The 16887-nt window shown below is 61.1% G+C and carries 4 protein-coding genes; all 4 read left to right on the forward strand.

Annotated elements, in window-relative coordinates:
* The first annotated feature begins 240 nt into the window (after positions 1 to 240).
* From HMPREF3092_RS08130 to HMPREF3092_RS08145, 4 genes are read left to right on the forward strand one after another with little or no spacing between them, the layout of a single operon-like run.
* Positions 241 to 3318: a helicase-related protein gene (locus HMPREF3092_RS08130; protein WP_256174413.1), complete on the forward strand. Its 3078-nt coding sequence runs from the start codon at positions 241 to 243 to the stop codon at positions 3316 to 3318.
* Positions 3318 to 7964 carry a restriction endonuclease subunit M gene (locus tag HMPREF3092_RS08135; protein ID WP_070424526.1) on the forward strand — a complete coding sequence of 1549 codons (4647 nt, stop codon included), beginning with the start codon at positions 3318 to 3320 and terminating at the stop codon, positions 7962 to 7964. The genes HMPREF3092_RS08130 and HMPREF3092_RS08135 overlap by 1 nt, the downstream gene beginning before the upstream one ends.
* Positions 7961 to 14404 (forward strand): DEAD/DEAH box helicase, encoded by a 6444-nt coding sequence (locus tag HMPREF3092_RS08140; RefSeq protein WP_070424527.1) that lies wholly within the window; start codon positions 7961 to 7963, stop codon positions 14402 to 14404. The genes HMPREF3092_RS08135 and HMPREF3092_RS08140 overlap by 4 nt, the downstream gene beginning before the upstream one ends.
* Positions 14404 to 16881 carry a 3'-5' exonuclease gene (locus HMPREF3092_RS08145; RefSeq protein ID WP_070424528.1) on the forward strand — a complete coding sequence of 826 codons (2478 nt, stop codon included), beginning with the start codon at positions 14404 to 14406 and terminating at the stop codon, positions 16879 to 16881. Before HMPREF3092_RS08140 ends, HMPREF3092_RS08145 begins: the two co-directional genes overlap by 1 nt.
* Positions 16882 to 16887 lie beyond the last annotated feature (6 nt).

Genomic DNA, 16887 nt, shown 5'->3' on the forward strand with positions numbered 1-16887 from the left:
TGGAAATGAGCGCGCCGCGGGCCACGCTCCCGTCCTGACGCGTAATCATAAGAATCATAAACTTTCATAAAAGAGTCTTGGGGCCTCGGATTCCAGTCATCGAGCGCTTTCACCCGCCCTCTGTGAAATGAACTACGATAGCTGAACGTCCGCGCGCGCCCGCGCGAACTTTTGGTGCCCGTAGTGGCCAGGGGCTTTGCACCCAGTGCACTGGTGGCGGGGAAACAGGAGGTTTCTACGGTGACGGCACAGCCTGAAGTTGCTGATTCTTCAAACGGCGGTCTGCCAGCCTCTGCACAAGCCTCCGCTCAGATCTCTGCACAAACCTCCCAGACGAATATCGCCCCGGGCAGCATCGTCTTAGTTCGCGATGAAGAATGGCTCGTCACCGACGTCCGCACCGTCTACGAACGCGCCGACCATCGGGAGCTGGTCCCCACAAAGCCGGCCAACCGGATTGACGTTGTCGGAGTTTCGGAACTTGTCCGGGATATGACCGCCACGTTTTTCGATTCGATTGACCACGTCGAAGTTCTTGACCCGCGCGAAGCTCCCCTCATGCATGACACGAGTCCCCAGTTCCGGGACTCCCGCCTGTGGCTCGAAGCTGCCCTGCGCAAAACGGCCCTGCCGGCGGAACTTGCCGAACCGACCCTGTCAGACGGCATGCTCATCGATGTCAAGGACTACCAGCAGACCCCCGTCCGCAAAATCCTTGACCCTGCAAACCTGCGTCCCCGCATCCTTCTGGCAGACGCGGTGGGCCTGGGCAAGACCATCGAAATCGGTCTGATCCTGTCCGAACTTATCCGCCGCGGCCGCGGCGAGCGGATCCTGATCGTCACCCCCAAACACGTGCTGGAGCAGATGCAGCACGAAATGTGGACGAAGTTCGCCATCCCCTTCATCCGCTTGGACTCGCAGGGCATTCAGGCCATCCGCCGTAAACTGCCGGCCACCCGCAACCCGTTCGCGTACTTCAAACGCGTCATCATTTCGATCGACACCCTGAAGTCTGATCGCTACATGGCGCACCTGCGCCGCCACACGTGGGATGCGGTCGTCATCGACGAATCCCACAACGTCACCAACCAGTCGACACTCAACAACCGTCTGGCCTCAGTCCTGTCCGCACAAACGGACGCCCTCATCCTGGCTTCGGCAACCCCGCACAACGGCAAGAAGGAATCCTTCGCCGAACTCATCCGCCTGCTCGAACCCACCGCGGTCCTGCCCGACGGTGACATCGACAAGACGATGCTGGACCGCCTGGTTGTCCGCCGCCACCGCTATTCCGACGATGTCAGGCGCGAAGTCGGCGCCGACTGGGCCGAACGGGAAGAACCCCGCGCCATCCACGTTCCGGCAAGCCCCAAGGAAAACGAACTCGCCCGCGAACTCGACGAAGTCTGGCTCCACCCGACAGGCTCCAGCCCGTATTCGGGTGAACGCAACGCACTGTTTCCCTGGACCCTGGCGAAGGCTTTTCTTTCCAGCCCAACGGCTTTGCTCGAAACCGTGACCAACCGCCTTGCCCGCCTGCCGGGGCCGGGCCAAGCTCCCGCTGATTCTCCCCGCCGCGGCACCACCGCCGCCGACCCCGAAGCCGTTGAACGCGAACGGCGCGCGCTGGGCCGCCTGCAGCAGCTGGCCCAGGAACTCGAAGACGAAGTCGCCGCCAACCGCCAAGCCAAAAAACCGCAGACCGGTAAGTACGGTGCGCTTCTGACCTATCTGAAGGGAATCGGCATCAGCTCCCGAGGTGAAACTCGCGCAGTCGTGTTCGCTGAGCGGGTTGCCACTCTGGAATTGCTGCAGGAAAGCCTCAAAACCGATCTCAAACTCCGCAAGGACCAGGTTGGAATTCTGCACGGCGGCCTGTCAGATGAAGAGCAGCAGGACATTGTCGAATCCTTCAAAAGGGCCAATTCGCCGCTGCGGGTTCTGGTCACCGGCGATGTCGCGTCAGAAGGTGTGAACCTCCATTCCCAGTGTCACCACTTGGTGCACTACGACATCCCGTGGTCGCTCATCCGCATTGAACAGCGCAACGGCCGTATTGACCGCTACGGCCAAACTCAGCCCCCGCAGATCACCACGCTCGTGCTCGACCCTGACGCCGAGGGCTTTGCCGGTGACATTCGGGTGCTTAAGAAGCTCATCGAAAAGGAAAACCAAGCTCACAAGGCTCTGGGCGATGCTGCGGCTCTCATGGGCCGCTACACGGCTGAAGCCGAAGAGCGCGCTATTCGCGAGGCACTGCATCGCCGCGAAGACATCGACACCGTCATCCCGGACGTTGAAGACGCTGACTTCGATGACTTCTTCAGCATCTTCGACGATGACCCCGACGCCGGCGTCGAAAACGCCGACACCACCCAACCCGAAGTCCCGCGCAGCTCTAACGGCCTGTACGTGTATGACCGCGCGGTTGATTTTCTGCGGGATTCACTGGCCTCTGTCTACAACGACAAGCAGTTCGAACCGCTGGCTTCTGATGGGGCTGGCGGGGGAGTCGGCTGGGTTGAACACCCCAACCAGTCGATGGCTGAACTTCAGCCGCCGCACGATCTCATGCGCCGCCTGGAAGCACTGCCTCAGTCGTACCGCACTGAACGCGACATCAAGAACCGCTTCCTGGTTGCCACAAGCAAAGACAAGGGCCGGCAGTCCGTTGACGAGGCCCGCAATGACGCCAATTCCACCAGCCTGTGGCCGGCTGCCCACTTCCTGGGCCCACTGCACCCGCTGCTGGAATGGTCGGCTGACCGTGCTCTTTCGGGTGTTGAAAAACGAGGTGGAATCTACGCGGTCACGGGCACCGTTGAGGAACCGCACGTGCTCATGCAGGCGGCACTGCTGAATGAACGCGGACTGACGGTATCGCTGATGTACCGCGACCTCATGTTCCCGAAGGACTTGGGCTTTGCACTTCAGCAGGAGGTCGCACGGGTTGAGGACTTCCTGCACGAAACCGGCATTGCTGAGTCCCGATCGAACGCAGGCGTGATTGACCTAGCGGAGTACCAGCCGCTCATTGCGCAGGCTTTCGACACGATGAACAGCGAAGTCAAGAACCTTACCGACGCGGCGGCACAGCACGCTGAACAGCGTGTTCGGGAATGGATGGGCCAGACGGGCCAGTGGCGCCAAGCCGCTCTTGAGTTCAACCAGACGCAGACGCTCAAACAGCGCACCCACCGCGTGGTTGACCAGGAAACGCTCATCAGTCAGATGAAACCCAGCCGCACGCTGATCCGCCCACTGGTACTCGTTGTTCCAGAATCAGCCGCTGACCGTTCAGGAAGGAACGCCTGATGGAAGAAATCACCGTCGTCCAGGACTTCATGAGCGATGACTTCTTCACGTCCGGCGCTTCCAAACAGTCCTTTCAGAAGTTCGTGAAGGAACTGCGCGAACAGTTCGACGCAGAAGTCACCCCCACACCGCTGTCGCGCTGGTCGGGCGAACGCGGGCAGCTTCTGGGCAAGCTCATGCGCCTGGAGGGTGCGGGCCCGGACGCTGTCATTGACTTCTACCGGGATCTGCTTGACCTGCTGGGCTACTTCACCGGACAGTTCACCATTGAAACCCCGCAGAACGCGGACGGTTCAGAAGCTCCTTTCCTGAAGGTTCGGGGCGGTTCGGTCGAATCGCTCCACACGCTCATTGTGTTTGCCACTCCGCAGGACGACGTTGAAGCGCTTCTCGACAAGCACGCCGCCACCTTGCTTGAGCCCATGCACCTGCCGGTCGAGGACTCCGAAAGAACCGAAGGCTTCGATTCAGCCGGAGCGTTCCTGTCCCAGCGTTTTGCTGAGGACAACGCCCCTGCTTTTTCTCTGGTGTTGGCCGGTAAGTACGCCCTGCTGACAGAACAGCAGAGGTGGCAAGAAGGTCGCTATGTGGCCATTGACTTAAGCCTGCTGTTTGAGCGCAATGACACCAAGAAGAACGGTGCGGTTGACCGCTTCTTCGCACTGGCATCCGCCGCGGCTCTTGCGCCGAATGCCGATGAATCTATCTGGTTCAGCGGTGTGCTGGAAGAGTCCGTGAAATTCACGGAATCCGTGTCGGACGATCTGCGCGAAGCCGTCCGCGAATCCATTGAAATCATTGCCAACGACGTTGTGCGCAGGCGCCGGGATCAGGGACTCGAACCCCTGCCACAGACCGAAGCGCAGGAACTGGCAAAAGAAGCCCTGCGCTTCCTTTACCGCATCTTGTTCCTGCTGTATTCGGAAGCCTCCCCGGAACTCGAGGTGGTGCCCGCCGGCACTGCCGAATACCAGGCCGGCTACAGTCTGGATCGTCTGCGCGACCTCACCTTGGTGCCCATCACCAATTCCGGAAGCGGCACACACCTGTACGATTCCCTGTCGGTTCTGTTCCGCTTGATTCAGGACGGACACAATGAACTGCGCACAGAAGACCCCGCGGAGGCTGATTCCGAAGGCCTCGTGTTCCATTCCCTCGAAGCTGACCTCTTCAGCCGCGAGGCCACCAAGTACATCGACCAGGTGGGCCTGAGCAACGAACAGCTGCAGAATGTGCTGTCGCGTCTGCTCATGACGAAAGAAACGGGAAAGCGCGACCGCGGCTTCATCAGCTATGCGGAACTCGGCATCAACCAGCTGGGCAGGGTATATGAAGGACTCATGTCCTATACGGGCTTCTTTGCCGAAACCGACCTCTACGAAGTCGCGCCCGATGGCAAAGCGGACAAGGGTTCATGGGTTGTTCCCGTCAGTGAAGCCGAAGAGATTGAACAGAAGCACTTTGTCACCTACGAAGATTCGGTGACGGGTGAACGGCGCAAGGTCCTGCACCCGCAGGGCAGTTTTGTGTTCCGCCTGTCAGGCCGGGAACGCCAACAGTCAGCCTCCTACTACACACCGGAAGTGCTGACGCGCTTCACCGTGTCACAGGCACTCGAAGAACTCATCACCGATGACATGAGTGCGGAGGACATTCTGCAGCTCACGGTGTGCGAACCCGCCCTGGGCTCCGGAGCCTTCGCCCTTGAGGCCGTTGATCAGCTGGCTCAGGCCTACCTCAAGCGCCGTCAGGAAGAACTGGGCCAGAAAATCGACCCCGGCGACTATCCGGCGCAGCTGCAGAGGACGAAGGCGTACATTGCTCTGCACAACGTCTATGGTGTTGACCTCAATTCGACCGCAGTCGAACTGGCCGAAATCACACTGTGGCTGGGCACCATGGTCAAAGGCCTGGCAGCCCCATGGTTCGGGCTGCGCCTGCGCCGTGGCAATTCGCTTATCGGCGCTCGCCGATCCACGTACACCAAGGCGCAGATCGATGCGAAGGATTGGCTGAAGCAGTCACCCACCGGCGTGCCGATGAATGACACCCGCACGCCGGGAACCGTCTACCAGTTCCTGCTGCCCGGTGCCGGCTGGGGCGCTGCCGCCGGTTCCACAGAAGGCAAGAAGCTTGCACCGGAAGCGGCGAAAGCCCTGCGCGCGTGGCGGAACTCCACCCGAAAGAAGCTGACAAAAGCGCACGTGCAGCGGTTGCAGGCGCTGTCGGAGCGGGTCGACACGCTGTGGGAATTCGCGCTGCACAGGCTGCTCATTGCCGAAGAAGAAATGCGGCGCACGGTACCTCTGTGGGGTCGGGAAGAAACGCTGCCCGGATCGACTGTTACTCGCGCGCAAATCGAAGAGGCCCTGCAGGATGCGAATGGCTCCTATCAGCGGCTGCGCCGCGTGATGGATGCTTGGTGTGCTCTGTGGTTCTGGCCGCTGACAGAAACCACGGCCCAGCCGCCCGCGGTCGATGAATGGCTCGAGGCACTGGAACAGCTGCTGGGCATGCCCTTTGAACACCGCGGGCGCGCAGCTGCTGCGCGCAGGGGCGGGCAGACTATGCTCGATGAGGACATCAACTGGGACGCTCTGGGCGATGCCGAATACAACGACAGGGTTTACGCGGGTGCCGTCGCTGACGTCGCTTCTTTTGTTGAGCAGACTCCGTGGCTGCAGAAAGCAGAGCAGATTGCCCAGCAGCACGGCTTCTTCCACTGGGAACTCGACTTCGCCACTGTGTTCAGCCGAGGTGGCTTTGATCTACAGGTGGGCAACCCGCCGTGGGTGCGGCCCGACGTCGATATCGCAGCCCTGTTGGCTGAGTTCGATGTGTGGTGGACACTTGCCCACAAACCACCCCAAACCGCCAAGAACGAACGTAGAACGCGGACGCTGGAAGCACCAGGTGCTCACGAGTTCGTGACCGATGGTTCAACCGACGTGGTCTGCATGGCAGAGTTTGTCCGGAACGTGACAACTTATCCGCTGATCGCTGGTACTCGGCCCGATCTCTATCGTTGCTTTATGGAACAGACGTGGAAACACGTCAGCGACGATGGCGTTGTCGGCCTGATTCATCCTGAAACTCATCTGACAGACCAAAAGGCTGTGAATCTTCGCGGTGGCGCGTATCAGCGCTTGCGCCGCCACTGGCACTTTGTCAATGAGCTCATGCTGTTTGAGATCGACCATCACGTGCAGTATGGCGTTCACATTTACGGCCAGGAACAGATCCCACACTTTGAACAAGCAGTAAGCCTCTACCACCCGGACACCGTTGAACGCTCGCTCGTGCACGATGGCAGTGGCGAAGAACCTGGTTTAAAGAACCCGGACGGCTACTGGGATGTGCGCCCTCACGCAAACCGCATAGTCCATGTTGACCGCAGTACTCTGGCGCAGTGGGAGAAATTCCACGGCGACGATGACCAGAGCACTAATTCTCCAGCGATGGTGTACTCCGTTAACCGGTCAGCGGAGTCAGTATTGGATAAACTCGCCCAGACGGTACGTGTCAAAGATCTTTCGCCGCGAATCAGCTTTGGCTGGGATGAAGGTAAGCACCGGCGTGATGGTCGTTTTGTCCTTGAGTGGGGTGGGCCTGCCTCCTGGAAGGACGTTATCCTGCAGGGGCCGCATCTGCATGTTGCTGACCCGTTCTATAAACAGCCAAACCAGTCAATGAGCAACAACCTCGACTGGTCGGACGTCGATCTGCAGCAGCTAGCGCCTGATGCGATTCCTGCCACGGCGTACAAGCCTGTCCACGATGGCTTGTACGACTCGTCCTACACCCACTGGGACGTTGCGGGTGAGCGTGTCTCTGCGCGCGACTACTACCGCATTGCGTGGAGGGCAATGGCTGCCAATACGGGGGAGCGGACACTCATCCCGGCGGTTGTTCCGCCGGGCACCGCACACGTTGACGGGGTACATTCGATTGCTCTCCCGAGGCAAGATTGGCAAGTTTTTCTTTCTGCTCTGGCTAGCATGAGCTCGCTGTTGGCCGACTTTGTCATTCGGCTATCACCTAAGTCGACAATTCGACTACCTCAGGTCAGCCGTATTCCAGTACCGAGCTTTGTTTCGGCGGTTGCCAGCGCGGTTGCGTTGCGAGTTCTGCGCCTCAACTGCCTGACGGACGAATACGCAGTGCTGTGGAATGAAGCAACGTCACTCATCTCCTTCGACGACGAGTGGACCTGTGCCAAGCGCTTTGCAGAGTCTGTTCCTCTTGCAGATGTGTCGTCCACGTGGGTTCCCGCATCACCTCTCCGTCTTGCCGCTGACCGCTATCAGGCGCAGGTCGAAATTGATGCGCTCGTTGCTCTGAGCCTTGGTATTACGGCTGATGAGCTGTGCACTGTTTACCGCACGCAGTTCCCCGTGCTGTACGGCTATGACCAGGGGCGCGGCCAGGGTGCACGCTGGTACGACGCCAATGGGCGGCTGGTCCCCGGGGATGTGCTCAAGGCGTGGGAGAAACTGGGCGACACTGCAAGCCCCGAAGATCTCACGGCAACGAATGCTCAGGGCTACACATACGAGTACGTGCCGCCCTTCATCACTCTGGACAGGGAAGAGGATATGCGCACGGCTTATGCAGAATTCGAGCGTCGCTTTGGGGACGAACTGTGAGCCAGCTGCTGCCCACTCTCCAAGCGCAGACCATTCAGGATTCTCTGCGCGACTATCTGACGACCACCTTCGGGCTGGCGGATTCAGCAGCACAGCACGCCCTGGAAGAGTTCCTCACGCACGAACAATCGGGTATTTTCCGGGGGCCGTATATTCGCACCCGAACCCCGTTCAAACCGAGCGCGCACACTGACAATCCGCTCGACATCACCCCCGGCAAACACACGCCCTACGGCCACCAGGCAGAAGCCTTCGCCCGCCTGTCCACCCGGGGCCTCGAACCCCACGAACGCCCTCAGCCCACACTCGTGACCACCGGCACGGGCTCGGGTAAGACGGAGTCCTTCCTCTACCCGATCCTCGACCACGTGGTGCGCCACAAACGCGCGGGCGGGGCAGGAATCAGCGCGCTCATCCTGTACCCCATGAACGCCCTGGCTACCGACCAGGCGCAGCGTTTGGCACAGATGATCACCACCGACCCTCAGTTCCAGGGCATCCGCGCAGCCATCTACACGGGCGAAACCGGAGACTCTGAACGGTCGGCAGTAACAGCAGACGGACTCATCAACGTCCGCGAAGCCATCCGCGGCAATCCGCCGGACATCCTGCTGACTAACTACAAAATGCTCAACCAGCTGCTGCTGCGGCAAGCCGATGCGCGCCTGTGGGAAGAAAGCGCCCTGTCATTGCAGTACCTGGTGCTCGATGAGTTCCACACCTATGACGGTGCTCAGGGCACTGATGTGTCGATGCTGCTGCGCCGGCTGGGCCTCAAACTCAAAAAACACTGGCCGGACAGCGACCCTCGGATTACCGATGACCACCGTGGGCGTCCGCTGGGCAGAGTGACACCCGTTGCGACATCCGCAACCATGGGCGACAACGCCGGACCCGACGACATTTTGCGCTTTGCCCACACCGTGTTCGGCGAAGAATTCAGCTCCGACGCCGTCGTGACAGAATCCCGCTACTCGGTTGCCGAATGGGCGGAGCTCCCCGGTGGGCAGCTGACCGAACAGCAGAAGCAGTTGGAAGCCGCCGACTTCGAAGTGCTCAACATCGGTGCAGTACTCGAATGGATCGCTCTGGGCGAAAACCACGAAGACCAGGCACTACGGGCGTTGGCAACCACGTTCCAGCTGAAGCGGGCGAGTACAGACACCATGCTGGCCGCGCCTGACGCCAGTGAATGGAACGATATTCACTCGAGGTTCGGTGATGATTCCGCGCAGTGGCTCAGCGCAGTCAAGCGCAATGCGTGGTTGAGGCAGCTCTATGAGCAGACGCGCTCGGCGGTGCATATTCGTGATCTTGTCCACGCACTCATTCCCAGCGCTCGCCGCACAACCGGCAATGTGTACGAATACGTCGCGCTGGTGGTTGCAGGGCTCAGCTGGGTGCGCAGCCGAGAAAAGCTCGCCGCTCCCACCGTCGATGTGCACCTGTGGGTGAGGGCGCTCAGCCGCATTGATCGCGAAATCAGCCTGCAGCCGGCATTCCGCTGGTTTGACGATGGAGCGGTTGACGACACCGCCGCGCCGGTTCTGCCAGCCCAGTACTGCCGCAATTGTGGGCGCTCCGGGTGGGCGGCTATGCGCAGTCCAGAAAGCGAACTCAAACTCGCAGCAGCTGATTCTGACGCGAATATTCGCCGCGAAGCCGTGCGCGGTTCAAGTGCGGTGCGCACACTCATCCTGGCTGAAGCCGAAGCTGCTGAGTTCCGTGAACACGACGGTGATGATGCCTACCGCCACGAACGCCTGTGGGGCTACCGTGTGGAGACCCGCGACTTCATCAAAGCCGAAGACGTCTTCGGACTGACCGTCAGCGATGAATACGCGGCGGAACTCGACGAAGGCCTCATCATCCCCGTGCTCCGCTTTGACGGCAAAGAGGCTGACGAACGCTCACAGTCTGACACCTGCCCGGCCTGCGGTGAACGCGATGCTATCCGGTTCCTGGGAGCAGCTGTGGCAACCATGCTGTCAGTTGCCCTGTCGACTGTGTTCGGTGAACACGAACTCGATGCTGACGAAAAGAAGACCCTCGTCTTTGCCGACTCCGTGCAGGATGCCGCCCACCGGGCTGGTTTCGTCGAATCGCGTTCGCACACACTGACGCTGCGCGCAGCCATGGCGCACGCTGCTGGTGATGGAATCAGGCTGAGTGACCTGGCCGCCGCAATGGCCGATGCGGCCCAAACAGCGAGCGAGCGCTACAGACTTCTGCCGCCGGAAATGACGGGCGATCGCTTCCCCAAGATTGCCGACTGGTGGCGACGACCCCAATCACCGGCTCGCCAGGGACGCCGCCAAGTGGAAAAGCGCCTGGAATTCGACACTGCACTCGAATTCGGACTACAGGCCCGCTACGGCCGCACACTCGAAACCACCGGTGCGCTGTCAGTGCTCGTAGCTCTGCCCGAAGGCACACTGGACGCTGTTGATGAGCTGTTCACCGTTGACGCTGTTCAGGCGGCTGCTGAGTTCGACGATGACTTCTTCACCGACCCTGCTCGCCGTGAAGCGTGGGTGCGCGGCGTGCTCCACCACATGCGCACGAGTGGTGCCATCAACCACGAATGGCTCGATAAGTACAAGAGCAACAGGGGAGCGCGCATCTGGATTTGGGGCAAACGCCGCCGCAATGACGGAATGCCCGCCTTCCCGCGCGGTCGCAGCGCACCGGCGTTCCCCACCGTCGGCATCAAAGGCGGCAGTACGGAGTCTGCTTTTGAACCCGCTGACAGCCCAGCCGGTTGGTACGCCCGCTACACCGCGAAGGTTCTGGGGGTGTCCAAATCTCACGGTGCCGTGCTCGCCCGGGACCTGCTGGCCAAACTCACCTCGGTGGGCCTGCTGACCTGTATCACCGTAGAAAACGGCGACGGTCGCGTCTACGGGCTTGAACCTGACAACATCGAACTCATCCTGCCCGAAGGGCCCGCGCCGCGACTCATCTGTTCGGTGTGCCGCACCGACTTCCCCATTGCAGAAGAAGGTGCGAAGGCGCTCGAGGGCACACCGTGTCTGCTGGTGAGCTGTTCCGGTCAGCTGGAGCGCAACGACATCGGTCCGAACTTCTACCGCGGCCTGTACCGGGGTGGAAACCTGTCGAGGATCGTTGCGCGTGAACACTCGAGCATCCTCAGCGACAAAACCCGCCGCGAATACGAAGACGGTTTCAAGGGCAGTGCTGACAATCCGTCCGCGCCCAATGTTCTAGTGGCCACGCCAACACTCGAGATGGGTATCGACATCGGTGACCTTTCCAGTGTCATGCTTGCGTCGCTGCCCAGAACTGTTGCCTCCTATGTGCAGCGAGTGGGTCGAGCCGGCCGTCTGACCGGCAACGCTCTCAACCTGGCATTCGTCACTGGGCGAGGCCGTGAGCTTGCAACATTGAACAACCCCGAAAGCATCATCAACGGTGCCGTTGTTCCACCGGCCACGTATCTGGACGCTGTCGAAATCATCAAACGTCAGTACCTTGCCTACCTGTGCGACCTCATTGCCGATGACGGCGTGGTCCTGGAACCGCAGACAGCCCTCGACCTCTTTTCCGCTGGAGAACAACCGTCGCAGTACCTGCTGGAACTGGAACAGAAGAATGTCCACAGCGGGCCTGAACATGTCGATGAGTTCCTGGGCAGCCTGGACGGGTTCGTCCACGAAGCAGCAGAAGAGCTGCGCCAGTGGGCAGCGGTGAATGACAACGGTGATTCAGAGCTGACCTCAGCACTGTGGAAAGCACGCGGTCGCTACACCGACAAACGTGAACAGCTGCAGCGCAGACTCAGGGAAATCTCGGCGAGCCTGCCAGAACTTGAAAAAGCAGGCGCCGTAGGCGACAACGAAGACAAGCGCGCGTTTCGCCAAGCCCGAGCAGCGCAGCGGGCGGCCGAAAAAGCCCTGCGCAGCCACGATTACTGGATCAGCGCCCTCGAACTGGCAGGCCTGCTTCCCAACTACACGCTGCTGGACGACACAACAGAACTCGACGTCAGTGTCCGCTGGAGCAACGAACAGCGCGGAGAAGTCGAATACCAAAGCGACTCCTTCACGATTGAGCGCGGCAGCAGCCTGGCCATCCGCGACTTCGCCCCGGGGGCAACTTTCTACGGGCAGGGCATGGCCATTCGCGTCGACGCGGTCGACTTCGGCATCGACGAATCCGACGTCTACACGCTCAGCCTGTGCCCCGAGTGCGGCTACACGCACGATTCACGCACCTCGGATATGACAATGCGCGAATGCCCGCGCTGCACCAGCCAGGGCATTGCCGATGCGGGTCAGCGCGTTCCGGCGCTCGCCTTGCGGAAGGTCTTGGCGATGGTCAACCGCGACGAAGCGCGCATATCGGACCGTGATGATGACCGCAGGCAGCGCTCCTTTGAAATCCGCGCGCTGGCAGACATCGACAAGTCCACAGCACAGCGTGTGTGGTACACCGACGGCTACGACTTCGGTGCGGCCTACCTCAGCTCTGTTGCCGTTCGGACAGTCAACTTCGGTGTACGCGCCAGCGGAAGACCGTTGATGGCCAGCGGTGAAGAGGTCAAAAGTGTGGGCTTCACCATCTGCGAAGGCTGCGGCCAGCTGGACAGCATGGCCAACGAAAACAAGCCCACCGACCACAGGCCGTGGTGTGCGTACCGCAAAGCTCTGACAGAAAACAATCGCACGCTCGTGCTGACCCACACGCTCGACACCCAAGGTGCGCTGCTGCGACTGCCGGCAGCACTTCTGGTAGGAGACACCTACGCTGTGCCCAGCCTCGAAGCAGCCATCCGCCTGGGCCTGACACAACGACTGGGCGGCGAACCCACCCACATTGGGATTCTGCGCACAGAAGCACCGCAGACCGAAGGCGGTGTGGCCTCCGCTCTGCTGTTGCACGACCAAGTGCCCGGCGGAACCGGGTACCTGGCGGAACTGGCCGAACCGGCAAACGTCTGGAAGATCCTGTGGGACGCGTGGCAAACCGTGCGCAGCTGCGCCTGCAAGATCGACAGCGTCAACGCGTGTTCCAACTGCATCCTCCCGTTTGAGCACCCAGGCCAAACGGTCAGCCGAGCAAGCGCCGAACGAGCCCTCGAACTGATCCTCACCGCCGGACGCAGCACCGTGCCCGGTAAGGAAGACGTGTGGGACACAACGGAAGAAGAACCCGAAAAGGCAAGCTCCGCCTCGGTCCTTGAAGGACGGTTCTTCCAGGTGTTCCGGGAGCGGATGCAGAAAGCCGGTATGGACGTGCGCGAAACCGTTGACCACAGCGGACGCAGCCGACTGACCCTGTCACGGCCCGGAATTGCGCTGGAGTGGACACTCAAACAACAGCCGGACGTCGACGGTGTGACACGGCCGGATTTCGAGCTGCGCTGCAGTGTGCCCAAGGTCCCGTCGATCTACATCTACACCGACGGCTTCCAGTTCCACGCAAGCCACAGCCACCAGCGGCTTGCCGACGATGCCGCCAAACGCGCTTATCTGCGCGGGCAGGGACACGCGGTTGTGTCGCTGACACACGACGATGTCGAAACGGCAGCCACCGGGCGGCAAGCGGACATGCCGGAGTGGTTCTCGCCGAAGGTGGAATCGAAGATCATCCACGACAAGCGCATCGATTGGACCACCCGCACAACCGACCTGCTGCGCAACCCCGTGGAATACCTGCTGCGGCTGGTGATTGACATGCGCAGCGTCGGTGCTGATGAACTCATCCCGCGCGAATACACCTACGCGGGCCGGTGGGCTCCGATATTCTTCATCCGCAAACCCGTGAAGGTCGATGCTGAACGCGGCCTGCACGCGGCGCTCATGGAGGCCATGATTTCCGGGGACGCTCCGGCCGGAAGCGATCAGGTGTCGGTGTGGAAGAGCGGACCGCTGTCCGTCATGGTGCAGCCTCCCACCGGATCCCATTCCAGCCCGACGATCGCCGCGCTGCTCGACGACCGTGACTACGGGGCGGAAGGCTTTATGGAGGCGTGGAAGACCTGGCTGCACTTGAGCAACCTGCTCAACTTCCGGCAGCTGAGCCACGGCGAAGCGACGATTGCGACCGTCACCCAGCAGCAGAGTGTTGACGCCGTGCCCACCCGACGTCCCGACGTCCAACGGGCCGCCGGCATCGAGGTTGAAAGTGCTGCACCGCAGTGGGCGCGGGTGCTGGATGATGACCTTCTGGGAGACAGCGAACGGCAGCTGCTGGGCGAACTGGCCCAACACCCGGGAATGCCAGTGCCGGACATCGGCGAAGAGTCTGCCGGAGGCATCCCGATGGACTTCAGCTGGAGTGACCAGAAAGTCGTAGTGCTCTTTGAACCGGAAGACGAAGACATTGCCGACCTCACGGCCGAAGGATGGACGGTCGTTAAACCCACGGTGGAAGACATCGTGGCTACATTGCTCGGCAATAGCGGAGGGGACAGCTGATGGCGTTTACGCTGCACACGAGTGCGCTCAAAGTCGACGGTTCCATCAAGACGCGCGTGCTCGACTTCATTGGGAAGCTCAACAGCGACCCAACCGGTGTGGGCCTGCACATTGAGCCGATTCACCATTCGCGGGACAAACGGGTTCGCACTGGGCGGGTCAATGATTTTTGGCGAGCCGTCCTGTTCAAACTCAATGAAAACGGCGGCACTCACTGGCTGATCTACGGCTTCTTCAAGCACGACAAAGCCATTGAGCTGGCCAAGAGGATCACCCTGGACTTCAACCCCGTCAGCGGTGTGTCCGAAATCCACGTGGTCGACAAAGTCGATCACGAAGAATTCGACGCTCAACTCAGCGCGCAGAAGGAGCAGGACGCGCCGATTGAGGATGCACCTGTTGCGAGTGCGCCTGCTGCTGATGCTCCGGTTGCGGAGCCGGGGCCGGAGGCAGGTGCGGAAGCTCCTGCTGGTGCCGCGGAACCCACTGCCGAGGTGCCCGCCGCTGGGCCGCACGATGTTGTCTTCGGTGATAAGCCCCTGGCTGAAACCCTGGGCGCTCTCACCGACGAACAGCTGCGCGACCAGCTGGGGCTGAGTCCCAAATACATTGCCGAAGCCCGCGCGGTCAGCACTGTCGATGCCCTGCTGACAGTCCTTGATCGGGTCAGCGCACCGGAATGGCAGGCCGACGCACTGCTCGACCTGGCCGCCGGAGTGAGCATCGATGAAGTCCAGGCCAAGCTCGGCATCGCCGGGGACACCGGTGCTGATGCTGCTGCAGTCGATGCGCGTGATGACGACGCAAAGCTGCTCGAAGGTCTGCGCACACCCGCTGCACGCCTGACATTCGCCGACTTCGGTGACGACCAAGAAGAGCTGCGCCGCGTATTCGAAGACAACGACTTCAGCGCCTGGCGGGTATTCCTCCACCCAGAACAGCGGCGATACGCCCGGCAGAACTACAACGGGGCCTTCCGACTCACCGGCGGTGCCGGAACAGGAAAAACAGTCGTCCTTGTCCACCGGGCAGTCCGCCTTGCCCACGGCAAAGGCGAGGGGATCTACGGACAAGGTTCCGATGCAATCGGAGCCGGAACTCCACCTCGTGTGGTGTTGACGACCTTCACGTCGACCCTGGCGGACAGCCTTGTCGAACAGGTGCAGAAGCTCGACCCGGCCACCCCGCGAGCAGGCGAACTCGGACAGGCCGGCATGCACATCAAGCACGTCGATGCTCTGGTGAGCGAAGTGCTCATGAACGCAGGCGAAGACGAACTCGCACAGGCGGCGCAAACGGTGCTCGGCACCGCGCGGACAACCGTGATTCAGCGTCGCGCCGACAACAAAGACGAACTGTGGCAGCGCGTAGCGACCATGTACGCCGAACAGCTGCCCGAACGCGGCAGTGACGACGAATTCCTGCGGGACGAATACCAGCAGATCGTGTTGCCCAACGGCATCACCGAACGTAAGGAGTATCTGCGGGTCAGGCGCCCGAACAGGGGAGTGCGACTCAGCCGCGGCCAGCGCGACGCAGTGTGGGATGCCTTCGAGGCCTACCGCGCCCAGGGAGCGGTTGAAGAGTCCGTCAGCTGGGAGGAATCACGGCATATTGCGGCAGCGGTTCTGGCTGCCCGCGCACGTGCTGTTGACGTTCCCGGGGGTGGAGAAGCACAGCGGCGCGGCGGATATGCGGCCGACCACGTGCTGATCGACGAAGGACAAGACCTCACGCCGGGCGCGTGGATTTTCCTACGCGCGCTGGCGCCCGAAGGCCGCAACGACATGTTCCTGGCCGAAGATGCCCACCAGCGAATCTACGGTAAACCGATCGTGCTGTCCCGCATGGGCATTCAGATTGTGGGACGTTCGCGACGACTGACGCTGAACTACCGAACCACGCGCAAGATTCTGAACTTCGCCATGCATATTCTTGAAGGCCATACATTCGTCGACGCTGACGGTGACGCCGCGACACTGCACGGGTACAGGTCTGTTCGCGATGGATACGCGCCGAAGGTACAGGGCTTCGCCACACCGGATGAAGAAGCTGAACACATTGGACACCTGGTGCGCTCGTGGCTCGAATACGCCCAGAAGGAAGGTCACCGGCCCGAAGAAATGGGCATCCTGGTGCGCAACACCCGGCAGCAGGCCGACATTGTGCGCAGACTCGGCGAAGCAGGGGTCACCGTCAAGAGCGCAGACCGCGGAAAGATGCCGACCGGCGCACCCGTTGTCCTCACGATGCACCGGGCAAAAGGCACAGAGTTCGTCAACGTTGTCCTCATGGGGGTTGGCGAAGACGTCATCCCCGCAAAGATGCTCCGCCAGATGACGTCAGAAGAAGCACGCGAAGACTTCCTGCTGCGCGAACGCTCGCTTCTCTACGTTGCAGCAACCCGCGCTCGCGACAACCTGTACGTCACCTACGTGGGCAAACAGAGTCCGATGCTGCCTGTTGGCGGGGCGTGAGGGAGC

Origin of the sequence: Brevibacterium sp. HMSC24B04 (assembly GCF_001806835.1) — a bacterium.
GTDB lineage: Bacteria > Actinomycetota > Actinomycetes > Actinomycetales > Brevibacteriaceae > Brevibacterium > Brevibacterium ravenspurgense.